The sequence below is a fragment of the Paenibacillus phytorum genome, from assembly GCF_013141715.1.
Taxonomy (GTDB): Bacteria; Bacillota; Bacilli; order Paenibacillales; family NBRC-103111; genus Paenibacillus_E; species Paenibacillus_E phytorum.
In genome coordinates, this window is sequence record NZ_WHOA01000032.1 from 45419 (window position 1) to 61844 (window position 16426).

The 16426-nt window shown below is 40.9% G+C and carries 20 protein-coding genes; 18 read left to right on the forward strand and 2 right to left on the reverse strand.

All coding sequences use genetic code 11. The annotated features are described in order from the left end of the window. The first annotated feature begins 136 nt into the window (after positions 1 to 136). From GC098_RS05645 to GC098_RS05710, 14 genes are all read left to right on the forward strand, one after another. On the forward strand, positions 137 to 1966 hold the full coding sequence (locus GC098_RS05645) for a polysaccharide biosynthesis protein (RefSeq protein WP_171641775.1): 1830 nt from the start codon (positions 137 to 139) through the stop codon (positions 1964 to 1966). 17 nt (positions 1967 to 1983) lie between these two features. After that, on the forward strand, positions 1984 to 2859 hold the full coding sequence (gene galU, locus GC098_RS05650) for a UTP--glucose-1-phosphate uridylyltransferase GalU (protein WP_171641777.1): 876 nt from the start codon (positions 1984 to 1986) through the stop codon (positions 2857 to 2859). Between the two features lie 9 nt (positions 2860 to 2868). Beyond that, positions 2869 to 4023, forward strand: a complete 1155-nt coding sequence (locus GC098_RS05655; RefSeq protein ID WP_171641814.1) for a glycosyltransferase family 4 protein — start codon at positions 2869 to 2871, stop codon at positions 4021 to 4023. Next, entirely contained in the window at positions 4008 to 5117 is a 1110-nt protein-coding gene (locus GC098_RS05660) for a glycosyltransferase family 1 protein (RefSeq protein ID WP_171641779.1), read from the forward strand. Before GC098_RS05655 ends, GC098_RS05660 begins: the two co-directional genes overlap by 16 nt. 5 nt (positions 5118 to 5122) lie before the next feature. Then, the gene (locus tag GC098_RS05665; protein ID WP_171641781.1) at positions 5123 to 6007 is read left to right on the forward strand and encodes a glycosyltransferase family 2 protein; all 885 of its coding nucleotides are present in this window, start codon (positions 5123 to 5125) and stop codon (positions 6005 to 6007) included. Positions 6008 to 6028: 21 nt separating this feature from the next. Beyond that, the gene (locus GC098_RS05670; protein WP_171641783.1) at positions 6029 to 7102 is read left to right on the forward strand and encodes an EpsG family protein; all 1074 of its coding nucleotides are present in this window, start codon (positions 6029 to 6031) and stop codon (positions 7100 to 7102) included. Between the two features lie 23 nt (positions 7103 to 7125). Further along, a complete protein-coding gene (gene galE, locus GC098_RS05675; protein WP_171641785.1) occupies positions 7126 to 8172 on the forward strand; it encodes a UDP-glucose 4-epimerase GalE in 1047 nt (348 codons plus the stop codon). 51 nt (positions 8173 to 8223) lie between these two features. Next, entirely contained in the window at positions 8224 to 8370 is a 147-nt protein-coding gene (locus tag GC098_RS05680) for a YwzD family small protein (protein WP_171641788.1), read from the forward strand. A 55-nt stretch (positions 8371 to 8425) separates the two neighbouring features. Next, the gene (locus tag GC098_RS05685) at positions 8426 to 9022 is read left to right on the forward strand and encodes a sugar transferase (RefSeq protein ID WP_171641790.1); all 597 of its coding nucleotides are present in this window, start codon (positions 8426 to 8428) and stop codon (positions 9020 to 9022) included. Between the two features lie 16 nt (positions 9023 to 9038). Then, positions 9039 to 9677, forward strand: coding sequence for an acetyltransferase (locus tag GC098_RS05690; protein WP_171641792.1), 639 nt, complete (start codon positions 9039 to 9041; stop codon positions 9675 to 9677). Positions 9678 to 9824: 147 nt separating this feature from the next. Then, positions 9825 to 10958 (forward strand): DegT/DnrJ/EryC1/StrS family aminotransferase, encoded by a 1134-nt coding sequence (locus tag GC098_RS05695; protein WP_376773840.1) that lies wholly within the window; start codon positions 9825 to 9827, stop codon positions 10956 to 10958. A 123-nt stretch (positions 10959 to 11081) separates the two neighbouring features. After that, positions 11082 to 11432, forward strand: a complete 351-nt coding sequence (locus GC098_RS05700; protein ID WP_312879993.1) for a helix-turn-helix domain-containing protein — start codon at positions 11082 to 11084, stop codon at positions 11430 to 11432. A 1-nt stretch (position 11433) separates the two neighbouring features. After that, entirely contained in the window at positions 11434 to 11823 is a 390-nt protein-coding gene (locus GC098_RS05705; protein WP_216625166.1) for a VanZ family protein, read from the forward strand. 127 nt (positions 11824 to 11950) lie between these two features. After that, positions 11951 to 12292, forward strand: a complete 342-nt coding sequence (locus GC098_RS05710) for a helix-turn-helix domain-containing protein (RefSeq protein WP_171641799.1) — start codon at positions 11951 to 11953, stop codon at positions 12290 to 12292. A 2-nt stretch (positions 12293 to 12294) separates the two neighbouring features. Here the strand turns inward: GC098_RS05710 and GC098_RS05715 are convergent, their stop codons facing one another. Then, positions 12295 to 12495: an anti-repressor SinI family protein gene (locus GC098_RS05715; protein WP_312879992.1), complete on the reverse strand. Its 201-nt coding sequence runs from the start codon at positions 12493 to 12495 to the stop codon at positions 12295 to 12297. Positions 12496 to 12693: 198 nt separating this feature from the next. Here GC098_RS05715 and GC098_RS05720 point away from each other — a divergent pair, with 198 nt between their 5' ends. The 3 genes from GC098_RS05720 (at position 12694) to GC098_RS05730 (ending at position 14804) form a co-directional block, all read left to right on the forward strand. Beyond that, positions 12694 to 13560 (forward strand): metallophosphoesterase, encoded by an 867-nt coding sequence (locus GC098_RS05720; RefSeq protein WP_171641801.1) that lies wholly within the window; start codon positions 12694 to 12696, stop codon positions 13558 to 13560. Between the two features lie 144 nt (positions 13561 to 13704). Continuing rightward, positions 13705 to 13926 (forward strand): hypothetical protein, encoded by a 222-nt coding sequence (locus tag GC098_RS05725; protein WP_171641803.1) that lies wholly within the window; start codon positions 13705 to 13707, stop codon positions 13924 to 13926. Positions 13927 to 14297: 371 nt separating this feature from the next. Beyond that, positions 14298 to 14804 carry a tyrosine-type recombinase/integrase gene (locus tag GC098_RS05730; RefSeq protein WP_171641805.1) on the forward strand — a complete coding sequence of 169 codons (507 nt, stop codon included), beginning with the start codon at positions 14298 to 14300 and terminating at the stop codon, positions 14802 to 14804. Between the two features lie 233 nt (positions 14805 to 15037). Here GC098_RS05730 and GC098_RS05735 read toward each other — a convergent pair whose 3' ends face one another. After that, positions 15038 to 15406 (reverse strand): helix-turn-helix domain-containing protein, encoded by a 369-nt coding sequence (locus GC098_RS05735; RefSeq protein WP_171641819.1) that lies wholly within the window; start codon positions 15404 to 15406, stop codon positions 15038 to 15040. 138 nt (positions 15407 to 15544) lie between these two features. Between GC098_RS05735 and GC098_RS05740 the strand changes: the two genes are divergently transcribed. After that, a complete protein-coding gene (locus GC098_RS05740) occupies positions 15545 to 15973 on the forward strand; it encodes a hypothetical protein (RefSeq protein ID WP_171641807.1) in 429 nt (142 codons plus the stop codon). Positions 15974 to 16426 lie beyond the last annotated feature (453 nt).

A 16426-nucleotide genomic window follows, 5' to 3' on the forward strand; every position in this document is an offset into this window, starting at 1 on the left:
TCGACCTTAGACGCGAGTCGTCAAAAGTGTGGTGCGAGGAAGGGTTAGATGCCCTAGAACGTATTAAAGGATTTAATTATATGGTCTTTCTCCAAAGGCCTTATACTTAAGAACTTTAGTGAGAGGGTGGATTTATTTGTCATACCGACAAAGGTTATCTCTATTAGTCTTCATAGACTCCTTCATTGTATTAACGTCCATTTTTTTTAGCCGATTTTTATTGAGCGCAGATCTAAATGTCATAACGCTGCCTTTGGTCGTTAGTTCAATTACGTTGCTCCTTAGTCATCATGTGTTTTCGTTTGTGTATAAGCTTTATAAGAAAGCCTGGGAACATGCGAGTATTGGGGAATTGTTGTTTATTATAAAGGCGATTACCTTCTCTATTGTTACTGTGGCATTTATCCAACAAATCATTGTGCAGGATATTTACTTCCGTTTACTCGCAGTCACATGGATGATCCATATCATGTTGATAGGTGGATCGCGTTTCTGTTGGCGACTCCTTCGGAATCGTTATATCAATAAACAAGTGAATAAAAAACGTACTTTAATCATTGGTGCCGGTTCGGCAGGGATGATGGTTGCCAGACAATTGATTAAAAATAATGACGCGGATCTAGAGCCTATTGCATTTATTGATGATAACGCGCGAATGCATAACTTGGATATTCTGGGAATACCCGTTGTTGGCGGCGTTGATCGCATAGAGATGACGGTAAAAGAACTGCAAATCGACAATATTATTATTGCTATTCCTTCTCTAGGTAAAAGAGACCTCAACTTCATATTCCAAGAATGTGCGAAAACGGATGCCAAAACTCAAACATTACCAAAACTAGAGGATCTGGTGACCGGTAAGCTTTCAGTTAATCAATTCTTGGACGTTCAGGTTGAAGATTTACTTGGTCGGGAACCGATAGAGCTTGATATTGAAAGTATTTCCGAATTTATCACGGACAAAGTGGTACTGGTAACAGGTGCTGGAGGCTCAATTGGATCGGAAATTTGTCGACAAGTTACGAAGTTTCATCCTCAAAAGCTGATTCTTTTAGGACATGGAGAGAACAGCATTTATTCGATCGAAATGGAATTAAAGGACATTTGTGTACATACAGAGATTGAATTCATTACGGAAATTGCCGATATTCAGGACTCATGGAAGATGATGTCGATCATGAACAGACATCGGCCTGATGTTGTCTACCACGCAGCTGCCCATAAACATGTACCGCTCATGGAGCGAAACCCAGAAGAAGCGTTAAAGAACAATGTAATCGGTACGATGAACGTTGCCAAAGCGGCCAGCAAGTTCGAAGTGGGAACATTCGTCATGATATCAACAGATAAAGCGGTGAATCCAACCAGTGTCATGGGGGCCACCAAAAGAATGGCTGAGATGATTATTCAGGATATGGATAAAAATAGCAATACCAAATTCGTTGCCGTTCGTTTCGGTAATGTATTAGGGAGTAGGGGCAGTGTCATTCCTAGGTTCAAGCATCAGATTGAAAAAGGCGGGCCAGTTTCAGTCACTCACCCCGACATGATTCGCTACTTTATGACGATTCCTGAAGCATCCAGATTGGTCATCCAAGCCGGAGCATTAGCCAAAGGCGGAGAAATCTTTATCCTAGACATGGGAGAGCCAGTGAAAATTGTAGATCTGGCGAAAAACCTCATCAAGCTATCCGGCAACTCACTCGAGGACATCGGGATTGAATTTACCGGAATGAGACCGGGTGAGAAGCTTTATGAAGAGCTGCTGAAAGCCGACGAAATCGACGAACAACAAGTATATCCAAAGATTTATATAGGTAAAACGGCGGATCTTTATGTGGAAGAAATCAAAGAGATGATCTCCATTTACGCCTCTCTTGATAAAGAGAGCCTAAGGGAATATCTCGTAAATTTAGGAAATAGTAATATAATTCCATTACCTAAGAAACTAGTCTCAATTGGCTAAAAAGGAGAAGACATCCAATGAAAGTAAGAAAAGCTATCATTCCTGCCGCTGGTCTGGGGACAAGATTCCTACCTGCAACCAAGGCCATGCCCAAAGAAATGCTGCCCATTGTCGATAAACCAACCATTCAATATATCGTTGAAGAAGCCGTGGAGTCGGGCATTGAAGATATTATTATCGTGACGGGTAAAGGGAAAAGGGCCATTGAGGATCATTTCGATAATTCCTTTGAGCTTGAGCAAAATTTATTGGAAAAGCAAAAGTTTGACTTATTAACTGAAGTTCAGAAGTCGTCCAAAGTAGATATTCATTATATTCGTCAGAAGGAGCCCAAGGGTCTGGGACATGCCATCTGGTGTGCGCGCAAGTTCATTGGGGATGAACCCTTCGCTGTGCTGTTAGGTGATGATATCGTTCGAGCGGAAAAGCCTTGTCTGAAGCAGATGATGGATCAATATGAATCTCGTTATGCTTCCATCATTGGGGTGAAGCACGTATCCGATGAAGAAGTTTCCAGATATGGAATTGTTGATGGAAACGAGATTGAGAAGCGCCTATATAGTATCAATCATCTGGTAGAGAAACCCAAGAAAGAGGAAGCGCCGTCTAATCTTGCGATTATGGGTCGATATATCCTGACACCAAGGATTTTCGACATTCTGAATAATCAAAAGCCGGGAGCCGGTGGTGAAATTCAACTAACCGATGCCATTGCAGAATTGAATCGAATTGAGTCGGTATATGCGTATGAATTTGAAGGTATGCGATTCGATGTGGGCGATAAGTTAGGTTTTATACAGACAACGATTGATTACGCGCTGCAGCGTGAGGATTTAAGATACGAATTACTGAAATACCTTTCTTCCACCTTGGAGAGAGAATTAATTAAGTAGGGGATGCAGATGCCTAAGAAAGTGCTGTTATGTGCCACGGTTGATTATCACTTTAAAGCTTTTCATGTGCCCTACATGAAGTGGTTCAAAGAGCAGGGCTGGGAGGTCCATGTTGCCGCTAACGGGAATATGGATCTTCCTTATGTCGACGCGAAGTTTAACATTCCAATCCAGCGGTCACCTTTTAATCGAACCAACATAAAGGCATTTACGGACCTAAAGTCCATTATTGACGATAATAAATATGATATCATCCACTGCCACACCCCGATGGGGGGCGTATTGGCTCGATTAGCAGCGAGGAATGCGCGAAAAAGTGGGACTAAGGTCATATATACCGCTCATGGTTTTCATTTTTGCCAAGGAGCACCTGTGCTTAATTGGTTGGTGTACTATCCCCTTGAGAAATTTCTTTCTTATTTCACGGATTGCTTGATTACCATCAATGAGGAAGACTACCAACTAGCCGTAAATCGCCGATTCCGAGCAAGTCGAATTGAGTATGTACATGGCGTAGGCGTGAATACGGAACGGTTCAGACCTGCCCAAGAATCATATAAGCGTGAATTGAAGCTGACAACCGGCTATCACCCGGATGATATCCTCCTGTTCTATGCGGCTGAATTTAATCAGAACAAGAATCAACAATTGCTCCTTCACGCACTAGCTTCGGTCAAAGTTGATGTTCCTAATGTCAAGCTCCTGCTTGCTGGTGAAGGTCTGTTGAAAGAACAATGTCAAGATCTAGCCAAGGAGCTGGGTATAGAGGATCAGGTTGATTTTCTGGGTTATCGAAATGACATAGATCACTTATTACCGATGTGTGACATTGCCGTTGCATCCAGTCTTCGTGAAGGGCTGCCGGTGAATATCATGGAAGCTATGGCTTGTGGCCTTCCCATCATCGCTAGTGAGAACAGAGGTCACAAAGAACTGGTTCATAATGACCATAACGGTTGGCTTACAGCGCCTAATGATCAAGCGGCAATGGCAGATAAGATCATGCTGCTAGCTAACAACAAGGAATTAATGGTGAAGCAGGGTGTAAAGGGCAGAGAGATGGTTGAATCAAGATACGCAATCCAGCGGGTTTTAGATCAAAAGAGCACAATATATTCCCTATTTATGGATGAAAAGGCGGATGTCATGTGGGCAATCCAATAAGAATTTTACACGTAGTCGTTAATATGAATCGCGGTGGGGCGGAAACCCTCCTCATGAATTTATATCGTAATATAGATCGCACTAAGATTCAATTTGATTTTTTAACCTGTAAAGAGGGAGCATTCGATGCTGAGATTATAGAGATGGGTGGAACCATCCATCGAATCCCCTATGTAACGGATATTGGACATACAAAATATATTCAAGCTTTGGATCATTTCTTTACCGCAAACCCCTATTACAGGATTGTGCATGCCCATATGGACAAAATGAGTGGATTCGTATTACGATCCGCGAAAAAAGCAGGACTGCCCATACGGATTGCGCACAGTCATAATACGAGCAGTGAGGGCGGAATTGCAGCCAAAACATACAAGTGGGTTGCCGGAACATTTATAACATCCTGTGCAACGCACTTTTTGGCATGTTCAAGTAGAGCGGCAAAATGGTTATTTTCCAGCAAGCAAAATAAAACCATGATTTTAAAGAATGGAATTGAGAGTGATAAATATGCATTCTCACCTGAGGTCAGGGAGCAAGTAAGGCAGGAACTGAATCTCTCACCAGAGAGTTATGTCGTAGGACATGTGGGGAGATTCGCTCATCAAAAGAATCATTCGTTTCTAATAGACATTTTCGCCGAATTAACTCCATATCATCCAAATGCTGTACTTGTGTTAGTAGGGGTTGGCAAGTTGCGTCAAGACATTGAGAAGAAAGTCAGAGATTTGAATCTTATGAATAAGGTGCTTTTTCTCGGTGTGCGTTCAGATATCAACAGGTTACTTCAAGCGTTTGATGTGTTTGTGTTTCCATCATGGCATGAGGGTTTCGGAATTGCAGCAATCGAGGCACAGGCTGCTGGACTACATTGTATACTTTCAAATGTTATTCCGAAAGAGGTTGATATGGGGTTGCAGTTAGTTGACTATTTACCTTTAAATAATAAAAAAGTTTGGATTAATAAAATTAAGAATACTATCGAAACGGATTCATCACGCCTTACATTTTCTAACGAATCAAAAAACAAGGAATACGATATTAAATATACAGCAGAATGGGCAGAAGGTTTTTACTTATCAGTAGTGAGGTGAAGCATGTGAAGAAGTTAACGGTTTTTACACCGACATACAATAGGGCATATTGTCTTCACGTTTGTTACGAGAGTCTGAAACGGCAAACATCCAGAGATTTCATTTGGTTAATTATAGATGATGGCTCTACAGACAATACGGAAGAAATGGTAGCAGGCTGGATGGCAGAGAATGAAATCCCTATACGTTATCATCGACAGGACAATCAGGGGATGCATGGAGCTCATAATACGGCTTACAAGCTAATTGATACAGAATTAAATGTTTGTATTGACTCTGACGACTATATGCCGGATAGCGCCGTGGAACAAATAAACTCCTTTTGGGAGTTGCACGGCAGTGAAAATGTGAGTGGAATCATCGGTCTTGACGCTTTTACGGATGGTCGTATCATTGGCTCAAGGTTTCCAGAAGATCTTGAAAGTTCAACACTTTTTGAGTTGTATAGCAAACATCGTGTGACTGGTGATAAGAAGCTGGTTTATCGAACAGAATTAATCCGGCAATATCCTTATCCTATTTTCGAAAATGAAAAGTATGTCGGTTTGGCTTATAAGTACTACATGCTGGATCAGCAGTATGAAATGCTTCTCATGAATGAAGTGCTTTGCTACGTGGAATATTTACCTGATGGATCATCCATGAACATGCTTAAACAATATCGCAAGAATCCGATCGGATTTGCCTTTTACCGTAAAGAACTCATGAAACTGCCCTTCGCTAGCTTACTCTATAAATTCAGACAATCGATCCATTATGTGTCCAGCAGCATAACATCCGGTAATCGTAGGTTTATGCGGGAAACACCTGCCAAAGTCCTCACTTTTCTTGCTATTCCACTTGGGGTCATGCTCTATTGGTATGTGATTAGAAAAACAAGAATCTCTTAGGTATTCGAAAGGAAATCAACTATGGCCATACTGTGGGTAAATCTGGTTGTCGTCTATATCGCATCTTTCTTATCGAGGTATTTGGCCACACCAATGGCAATCGGCCATAGTCCTATATCGTTTAGGCCTAATAAATGGATGACTGCCATCGTGATGGCAACATTCGTATTGATAGCCGGGCTTCGCAATAACATAGGTGATACCTTCTTTTATATGTATGCCTATACGTTTAATGATTTTACATGGGAACAAGTTAAAACTGAGAAGGATATTGGCTTCGGAATCCTGCAAATGATATTGAAATCATTCACCGAAGATCCTCAGTTGTTAATATTTTTAACGGCGTTAGTGACCAATGTTCTTATTGTCTATGTGTTATACAAGTATTCTAGATTGTTTGAAGTGAGCATCTATATCTACATAACATCTGGACTTTACATAGTTTCCATGAATGGAGTCAGGCAATTTTTGGCTTCAGCCATTGTATTCGCTGCTTCCAAATATTTATTTGAAGGTAAATGGCAAAAATATTTTCTCGTGGTTGCCTTCGCCTCTACGTTTCATGAGAGCGCACTAATCCTTATTCCTATTTATTTCATTGTGAGAAGGAAGGCATGGACGACATCCACTTTTGTTCTACTGTTTCTGGCCGTTATGCTGATTCTAGGATACAACGTACTATCGGATGCTCTTTTCGCAGCAATAGCAGATACGCAATATAGCGGATATAAGGAATTTCAAGAAGGCGGAGCTAATATCATTCGGGTGGCTATCGGGGCTGTTCCTTTGATATTTGCTTATCTGGGAAGAAACAAACTTAGGGAGATATTTCCCCATGGCGACTACGTCGTAAATATGTCGTTATTGAATTTTATTGTTATGGCCGTCGCTACACAAAATTGGATATTTGCAAGATTTACCATATATTTCGGATTATATAATGTCATTCTCATGTCATGGGTCATCAGTTTATTCGTGAAAAGACAACAGAAATTTATTTACTACGCGGTCCTAGGCTTTTATTTGATTTATTTTTACTACGAGAACGTTGTTACTTTAAACATTATTTATAAAAGTGATTACTTGAAATTCTGATAAACAGTTTGGGGGTTCAAATGATGGCAGTTCTCGTAACAGGTGGAGCCGGTTATATCGGAAGTCACACCTGCTTGGAGTTATTAAATGCTGGATATGAAGTAGTAGTTGTGGATAACCTGTGCAACAGCAGTTCGGAATCCTTAAGGCGGACAAAAGAAATAACGGGTAAAGACTTCAAGTTTTATCAGATTGATTTGTTAAATCGTGAGGACTTAGAAATCGTCTTTAAGCAAAATATGATTGAAGCCGTGATTCATTTCGCGGGGCTTAAAGCAGTTGGTGAATCGGTTCGATTACCGCTTCGCTATTACCATAATAATATCACGGGGACGCTCGTGCTTTGCGAACTTATGCAGGAGTATGCAGTAAAAAGAATGATATTCAGCTCATCAGCTACTGTATATGGAATGTCGGAATCCGTACCGATCGCGGAGGATTCTCCACTTGGTGCAACGAACGCCTATGGGCGAACAAAGCTAATGATTGAAGAAATCTTGCAGGATATGCACGTTTCCGATCCGAAATGGAGCATCGCCATCCTGCGCTATTTTAACCCTATTGGAGCCCATAGTAGTGGGAGATTAGGCGAGGATCCGAACGGCATACCGAATAATTTGATGCCCTTTATCACGCAGGTTGCGGTAGGGGGATTAAAGGAACTGCAGATTTATGGGAATGACTACCCGACCTTGGATGGCACAGGTGTAAGGGATTATATCCATGTAGTGGATCTAGCGTGCGGACACTTGAAGGCGCTGGAGAAGGTCATGGCAAACACAGGTGTGGAAGCTTACAACCTTGGGACGGGACGGGGCTACAGTGTTGTGGAAATGGTTTCTGCTTTCGAAAAAGTAATCGGCAGGCGCATTCCCTATAGGATAACGGATCGAAGACCGGGGGACATCGGGATTTGTTATTCGGACCCGTCCAAGGCTGAACGGGAGCTGGGATGGATCGCCGAGAAAGGCATTGAGGAGATGTGTCTGGATGCTTGGCGATGGCAGTCCAATAATCCGTGCGGCTATGTTGAAGAGGATACTATCCTGGTTGAATCTATCATTTCGTGACATGCGTGCATGTATGGTGCAATTAACTAATTGTATTCTGAGGTCTTATTCATGGATATATCTGCATTGACAGAGCAACAAATGAAGAAAATTGTATTTCATGCTTATAAAATAGGAAATGAATCAAAACATCTCGAGGCCAAAGAACTGATTGAAGAAATTAAACAACAGATCATTTCCGTCCTAAGAGGAAAATGAGATTGACGTATTAAATCAAAGCCTTTCAGCCCAAATCAGTAGGAGTAGATCATTCATGAAGCGATTGTGTGACTTGTTGGTATCCATTCCATTATTCGTACTTTTTCTTCCGATTATCGGGATCGTTGCCGTATTGGTTAGGTTAAAGTTGGGATCTCCGGTCATATTTAAGCAGCTAAGACCGGGATTACACGGGAAACCTATTAATCTTTATAAATTCAGGACCATGACGGAAGCAAGGGATCATGAAGGGAATTTATTGCCCGATTCGATAAGATTAACCCCATTTGGCATGTTTCTTCGAAAATATAGCCTAGATGAATTGTTGCAATTGGTTAATGTCATCCAAGGAGATTTAAGTTTAGTCGGACCAAGGCCCTTGTTGATGGATTATCTGCCTCTATACACCGAAGAACAGGCGAAACGACATCAAGTTCGACCGGGAATTACCGGATGGGCTCAAGTCAATGGCAGGAATAAAATCTCGTGGGAAGATAAATTTAAGCTGGATGTCTGGTACGTGGAAAATCAAAGCTTCCTCATTGATCTCAAAATTCTAGCACTAACTTTTATTAAAGTAGTCAAGTCAGATGGGATCAGTCACGGAAATCATGTGACCATGGAGAAATTTTCCGGTTCAAATCTCTCATGAAAAGAGGCGAGGCAAGATGGATCTTGTTGTTATTGGTGAAGGCGGTCACAGTAAAGTGATAAGGGAATTAATTCGTTCTAAGAGTGACTACAAGATCGTGGCCATCTTGGACGATAAGTATGATGAATTAACCGTAATCAATGGTATATACATAGGTCCAATTTCTTCTGCACACCTTTTATTGAATCAATTGAATCATCTCAAATTTTTTATCGCGATAGGGAATAACGAAGTTCGAAAGTTGATTGTATCGAAGCTTGGCTTATCCAAGGAAAACTATATTTCACTCATACATGATACAGCTATTATCAGCACGAGTGCTTCTATCGGGGATGGAGCAGTTATCATGGCTGGTACGATTGTCAATGCCGACGCAGTGATAGGCGATCATACCATCATTAATTCAGGAGCGATCGTTGAGCACGATAATCAACTTGGGGATTATGTCCACGTTGCGCCGAAAGCTACGCTTACAGGCTCTGTAATCGCGGACGAAGGATCTATGATAGGTGCGGGAGCGACCGTCATTCCCGGGAAAAAGATAGGCGAGTGGGCGGTCATAGGAGCTGGCGCTACGGTTATCAGTGATATCCCCGCTTATAGCACAGCTGTTGGAACTCCTGCGAGATTAATTGCAAGAGTCATGTTTGCATAGTTGATAAACGCACCCATCCTAGAAGATTGGCGAGTGACATTATCTTTGAGGCGCCGAATGGCGCTATTTGTGTTTTATTAACCTTTGGGAAGGCTGTGAAGGCGCATGATTACACCTAACAAAAGAATTTATCTTTCTCCTCCACACATGAGCGGAAACGAAATGAGCTACATCCAGGATGCCTTTGCTACAAATTGGATCGCCCCTCTGGGCCCGCATGTGGATGCATTTGAGAAAGAGCTTGCCTCTCATGTCGGGTCAAATGCTGCTACAGCAGTCAGTTCAGGGACCGCGGCAATCCATCTGGCATTGCGACTGATAGGTATTAATGAAGGGGACAGCGTATTCTGCTCAAGTCTTACCTTCGTGGCTAGCGCAAATCCGATTGTTTATTGTGGAGCGAAGCCGGTATTTATTGATTCTGAACCCGAGACATGGAACATGTCTCCTAGGGCATTGGAAATCGCTTTGCAAGATGCTGCTCTAGAGGGGAAGTTGCCTAAAGCCGTTATTGTTGTGAATCTCTATGGCCAAAGTGCAAAAATGGACGAAATCTTGTCGTTATGTGAATCCTACGATGTTCCCATTATTGAGGATGCAGCAGAATCGCTGGGTTCTACGTATAAAGGAAGAGCAAGTGGGACTTTCGGAAAATACGGCGTTTATTCATTCAATGGGAATAAGATTATATCCACTTCAGGAGGAGGAATGCTGGTTTCCGATGATGTAGAGGGATTAAAGCGAGCTCGTTTCTTAGCTACACAAGCACGGGATCAAGCCGTCCATTACCAGCATAGCCAATTGGGATTCAATTATCGAATGAGCAATGTATTGGCTGGAATAGGTAGAGCACAGCTTGAGGTGTTGGAGGAGCGAGTCAATGCCAGAAGAGCGGTATTTAACCGTTATGATGAAGCCTTATCCCATTTGCCAGGCATTCAATTCATGCCTGAACTAGCAAACACGCGCTCGAATCGGTGGCTTACCGTATTAACGCTAGAGGAGAAAGAAGCTGGAGTAACCGCTCAGGAAGTGTTAGAAGCATTGACAGAACTAAACATCGAAGCCCGTCCAGTCTGGAAGCCGCTTCATCTGCAGCCGCTTTTTGAAGGGGCTCGGTACTATCCGCATAGCAAAAACGAGAGTGTGTCGGAACGATTGTTTCTAACAGGAATATGCTTACCATCCGGGTCACAATTAATGGAAGAAGAACAACAGAGAGTGATTACTTGTATCAAGAAAACGATTATGCAAACGATGCCATTCAAGGTAATTATTTAATAAATGGGAGGAACTAATCATGTGTGGAATTGCCCGTTATATCGGAAATCAGGGGGCGAAGGATATCCTGGTTAAAGCGAACTTCGAAGAAACAAATCTACTCAAAAGTGTCACTGTGGAGTGATGATAACGATGATCGGTCAAAACATTTCAAGTATACGTAAGCAAAGGGGGTATACGTTGTCCGAGCTTTCAGAGCGGACCGGTATTTCCAAGTCCTATTTAAGTAACATAGAAAGAAATCTAAAACAGAACCCTTCTATTCATGTCATGGAAAAAATTGCGTTGGTTCTAAAAGTAGACTTGAAAACGCTGTTAAAAATTGCCGCTGATGTGGAAACAAGCCAACAGCTGGATCAAGAGTGGATGGATTTTATTTCTGATTTGAAGCAGTCAGGCATCGATAAGGAACGGATTCATGAATTTAAAATTTTGATTGAGTTTATGAAGTGGAACAATGAGAAAATTAAGTAGAATGAAGCCGTTATTCTGGTGGTGTCTACTAATTGTTTTCGTAGGAGCCATATTTCTTTTCACTGCACTTCAGACCTATACAGGCGAGCATACGAAAGAGCAAATCCAGCAGATAACAGGTATGAATGAACATAATGCCTATATTACTAATGCGATTATTCGCAAATCTGCCCATGTCCTTATGTTTGGCTTGCTCAGTATCTTTTTCTATATCGTGATTCGAAGGCAATCGATTTGGTTCGCTTGGGTTTGCACGACTTTGGTGGGCGTAGTAGATGAATGGCATCAGTCATACGTACCGGGAAGGTCTGCATTAGTCCAGGATGTGCTGCTGGATTCGCTAGCAGCGCTGATATTTCTTAGAATTATCGTTTATATAAGAAGACGATGATTAAACTCAAAATAGCCCCTTTTTGGGGCTTTATTGTTCTTTATATGAAACGAATTTGTTCGTTGGAAGAAATTCTGATATAATAACATCAAAAGCAACATAACTTCATTATAAGGGAAGATCCGAAATGATTGGAAAACGTGTTCAACAATTGAGGAAAGAGAAGGGTCTGTCTCTGACAGAGCTGGCGGAACGTGCAGGGGTTGCTAAATCATATATTAGCAGCTTGGAGCGGGACATTCAGAAGAATCCTTCGATTCAGTTTCTTGAGAAAATTGCAGCTGTCCTGAAAGTACCTGTCGACAGACTAATTGATGACCAAGAAGAGATGGCTACTAATGACCGTGAGCTCGATCCGGAATGGTATGAGATCATTAAAGAAGCCATGACTTCTGGTGTTGACAAGCAGCAGTTTCGAGAGTTTCTGGATTTCAATAAATGGAGAATGAAGCGTCCAAACGATGAATAGTACTAGGAAGATTGTTTAATGAATCCCTTTGTGGACATGAAGCGATCGTTTTCAGTTGAAAGTGAAATTGTCGTAGGTTGGAATGGGCTTCTTAGGAATGCGCGGATATCTTCCATCGTAAGACCCATCTTACGCGCGCTCATAATAAGATTGACCCACTCCATATCAAATTCTTCGGTATCCACCTGGTTTATCCGATTCACAAACGACCCCTCCAAATCATCTATCGCGATACAATATGTATCTGTTGACTTATTATCGCACGTTTTTTCTGTGAAATCAATCCCGAAAACATTAAAATTATACAAATTGTATCGCCGATTAAGTGTATCCCCTCGACAAAAAACACGTAAATAATTAGATATAGACTCAAAACCTAGATGAGGGTAGGGAAACCTAACGTGAAGAATGATCGCATAAATCGCAGGACGTTTCTCAAAAAAAGTCTGTTTGCGGTTGAATCCTTAGCCATATTAACGGGAGTTAGTGGATTATATGGCATCTTCGGAGAGCGGTTTTGGATTCAGTCGACAACGGTTCGTCTTTCGTACCGTCGTTATCCTGCCTCATTTGAGGGTGTGCGTATTGTCCAATTCAGTGATACGCATATCGGCAAGTATTATAGTCTGGAACAGATGAACAAAGTGGTTGATCTGCTGCAGCGGCAAGAGCCTGACATCATCTGTTTTACAGGAGATTTATTTGATTCCAAATTCGGTGAAGTGAGTGATGAGGTGATTCCGATCCTATCGCGGCTCCGAGCAGGAATGGGTAAATTCGCTGTGCTCGGCAATCATGATATGCGAATGGATTCCGATCGAGTAAGGGATGTACTAGAGCGATCTGGCTTTACCGTCTTAGTCAACGAAAGCCGATCTATTGAACGTGGGAATGGACGCCTACAGGTCGTCGGTATAGATGAAATGCTCCACGGTAAACCAGATTTGCCATTAGCCTTGAAAGGTGTAAAGCGGGATGATTTCGTGCTGCTGCTTGCGCATGAGCCTGATTTCGCAGATACGTCGTTGGCCAGCCAGGTCGATTTGCAGCTCTCTGGTCATAGCCATGGCGGGCAAATTAGGATTCCACTATATGGGAGTATATTCACGCCGGAGCTAGGACAAAAGTACCCTATTGGTTTGCATGCATTCGAAGGAAGTGAGTTTCATGTCTACACGAACCGTGGAATAGGTACGACTTTGTTCCCGATTCGGTTCAATTGTCGACCTGAAATTACAGTTTTTGTCCTAGAAAAGAAGCTGCCATAAGCACATAAAAACTCCGTTAGCCGAAGCTAACGGAGTATGTATTCGTCAGTAGCAAAACCACTTTTTCCAAATATCAAACGAATCTAAGCAATCAATATCATCAATATCATCCCATTTGATATCGTCCCAGTCTTTGTCGTCCCAGTGATTGTTATTGTTGTTATTATGGTTGTTATTGTTATTGTTATTGTTGTTATTGTTATTGTTATTGTTATTGTTGTTATTGTTGTTATTGTTGTTATTGTTGTTATTGTTGTTATTGTTGTTGTTGTTGTTGTTGTTGTTGTTGTTGTTGTTGTTGTGATTATTATTATTGTTGTTGTTGTTGTTGTTATTACTATTCCCATTATTAACTGTAAAAATTGAAATAAACGTAGAAAGAAAGCTGTTTTTCTGCGAACTTCCTGATCTATTACCTGAGGCTGAAGCATATGCAGGGAAGATGATTGCACTAAAGAGTAAAATCAGACAAGATAGTCGAACGATTTTTAACACTGAACATAACCTCCCTTCCGAAGAGTTATTGCATGCTATCGTTCTTTATTAAGAATTATACAGCAAAAATTAGGTTTTGAGAACTATAAAAGGCATAGATCATTTTTTTAATTTATGATACAATATGTAACATAATACAGGTAGGGGGAATGATAGAGTAAGAATAAGAGTATTCTAGCTGCAATAAGATACAATTTGTAACATACAAACGAAACTGATTAAAATCATGCGAGGTGCAACTCATGCAGGTTGTTCAACCTATTAGAGAACAAGAGAAAATTGAACAGATACAGGCCGTTTTGAAAGAGCAATCGATTCGAGACTGGCTTCTTTTCACCATTGGGATTAATTCGGGACTCCATCTAAGCGATCTATTGTATTTGAAAGTGAGTGATGTGAAGGATCGAAGTGTAGTCAGCATTAAGGAGGAAAAAACAGGTAAAGCAAAGACGTTTCAACTTTCTCCACAGCTTAAAACTTATATAGAAGAATATATCCAATATATGGATAGTGATGCTTATTTATTTCCATCCCAACGAACGGGCAATCCGATCAAAAGAATCCGGGTTTACCGTATTTTAAATGAAGCAGCCAAGCAAGTTGGGTTAAACGACATAGGTACACACACACTTCGAAAAACATACGGCTATCATTATTACCTAAGAACGAAAAATGTTTCGGTCCTCAGAGATTTATTCAATCAATCGGCTCCATCAGTGACTTTAAAGTATATTGGCGTGAAGGAATAGAGGATCAATTTAAGTTGATGTTTGGTGAAAGTAGTGGCTCGAGGTAGATACATAACGAATCATGACTATTAGTGTTATTGTAATTCTTTTTAAAGTTAATAGCTGAGCGTTGGGAGTGGAGTTTCTTATGAAACAAGAAGAAAAGATTTCAGTAGAAATTCATCATGTTCTTCAGCAGTTAGGGATCGACCAGCAGAAGTTTCAGAATCAAGTTATGATGTCTTCCTCACAATCTACTCCAAGGAACGCTCAGCTCTTACAAAAGCGATGAATCGTTTTGCTTCCTCTGGGGTCAGTATTCGACCATCCACGGTTAATGAAAACTTTTTCAAAATGCTCTCATCCGTTAAATCGAGATGCTCTACGAACTCTCTAACATCATGATCTAGAACCGTTTGTGGCTGGTCAGTCCGGCCAAGTAAATAATCAACGGTAACATTAAAAAAATTGGCGATCTTATTAATCGTTTCGTAGTCCGGCTCACGTCGATTTGTTTCGTAATGAGAAAGAGCGGCTCTAGAGATTCCAATTTTAGTAGATAGTTCTTCTTGAGTTAATCCTCTTTTTTCGCGTAAAAGGGCAATGCGATCTCCATATTTCAGCGTGATCATTCCTCACTGTTTAATTATTCTTTAACATTATTACCATTGTTTTTCCCGCTATATACCAGAGAACTATTATAACAAAGCAAAGATTCATTGACTAGATACAAGATGTAACAAAAAGGAGGGATGAGGCAAATGGCGTTGGAGAAAAAAAGTAAATTATCATTAGTCGTACCACTGGATGGAAAGTTGAATATTATTCGAATTCGCAATCAACTCATTAATAGCAAATATGCACTAATCGAAATTATAGCACTTGAAAAGTCCCAATTCACATTTGCTAGTCCCCTATGTTTGCCAACCAGCCATCAAGTCACCTACGGTTTTGAATTTACGATTTTCGGTCAATCATTTCAAGTTAATGGCAGCATAGAACTAGAAAGTAATAACGATAATGAATACATCTATAAAGCAGTTATTCAATCTGAAGATCATGTTGATTCCGAAATGCTCTATGCCATCAATCAACTTGCGGTCACACAGAATACGGAATACGTTAAGCTTTCTAAAAGCTACACGCCAGAACCTTCTTCAGCTGTAAATACAGTTGATTTGATATGTTGAGGGAGAAATAAAGCCGCTCTGCATGTGCTAAACCGTTTGTTGCTCTCATAAGGTTAGTATAAAAACCAATGAATGTCGAATTAAAATGTGCGAATACATAATTTCTGTATACATACACGAGAAAATGAATTCAACCCCTTGCAATGTTACAAAACGTATCTTATAATCAATATATATACAGAATGTAACAACAAACGACATTTTGAGCACTCAAAGGGGAGGAATATCATGAATTCGGATATAGTATATTGTATTCAATGCAGTTCGATTATAGGTAGAGGTAATTCAGATCAGATATTTAAGACGGGTTTCTATCATACAACAATTCCACTTTGTCTCTGCAAAACGTGCGTTTCCACGGAGGAGAACAGGTTAAGTATAGAAATTATAAGCAATTCCCATAAGTGCTATTCCGATTTTGCATTGCCCTTGTCTATCTAGTGAAAGGGTGGT

Coding starts and splice junctions, on each gene's coding strand:
- GC098_RS05680 (WP_171641788.1), top strand. CDS start 8,224: ATGGATATATCTGCATTGACAGAGCAACAAATGAAGAAAATTGTATTT.
- GC098_RS05690 (WP_171641792.1), top strand. CDS start 9,039: ATGGATCTTGTTGTTATTGGTGAAGGCGGTCACAGTAAAGTGATAAGG.
- GC098_RS05730 (WP_171641805.1), top strand. CDS start 14,298: ATGCAGGTTGTTCAACCTATTAGAGAACAAGAGAAAATTGAACAGATA.
- GC098_RS05710 (WP_171641799.1), top strand. CDS start 11,951: ATGATTGGAAAACGTGTTCAACAATTGAGGAAAGAGAAGGGTCTGTCT.
- galE (WP_171641785.1), top strand. CDS start 7,126: ATGGCAGTTCTCGTAACAGGTGGAGCCGGTTATATCGGAAGTCACACC.
- GC098_RS05705 (WP_216625166.1), top strand. CDS start 11,434: ATGAAGCCGTTATTCTGGTGGTGTCTACTAATTGTTTTCGTAGGAGCC.
- GC098_RS05670 (WP_171641783.1), top strand. CDS start 6,029: ATGGCCATACTGTGGGTAAATCTGGTTGTCGTCTATATCGCATCTTTC.
- GC098_RS05740 (WP_171641807.1), top strand. CDS start 15,545: ATGGCGTTGGAGAAAAAAAGTAAATTATCATTAGTCGTACCACTGGAT.
- GC098_RS05685 (WP_171641790.1), top strand. CDS start 8,426: ATGAAGCGATTGTGTGACTTGTTGGTATCCATTCCATTATTCGTACTT.
- galU (WP_171641777.1), top strand. CDS start 1,984: ATGAAAGTAAGAAAAGCTATCATTCCTGCCGCTGGTCTGGGGACAAGA.
- GC098_RS05700 (WP_312879993.1), top strand. CDS start 11,082: ATGATAACGATGATCGGTCAAAACATTTCAAGTATACGTAAGCAAAGG.
- GC098_RS05695 (WP_376773840.1), top strand. CDS start 9,825: ATGAGCGGAAACGAAATGAGCTACATCCAGGATGCCTTTGCTACAAAT.
- GC098_RS05655 (WP_171641814.1), top strand. CDS start 2,869: ATGCCTAAGAAAGTGCTGTTATGTGCCACGGTTGATTATCACTTTAAA.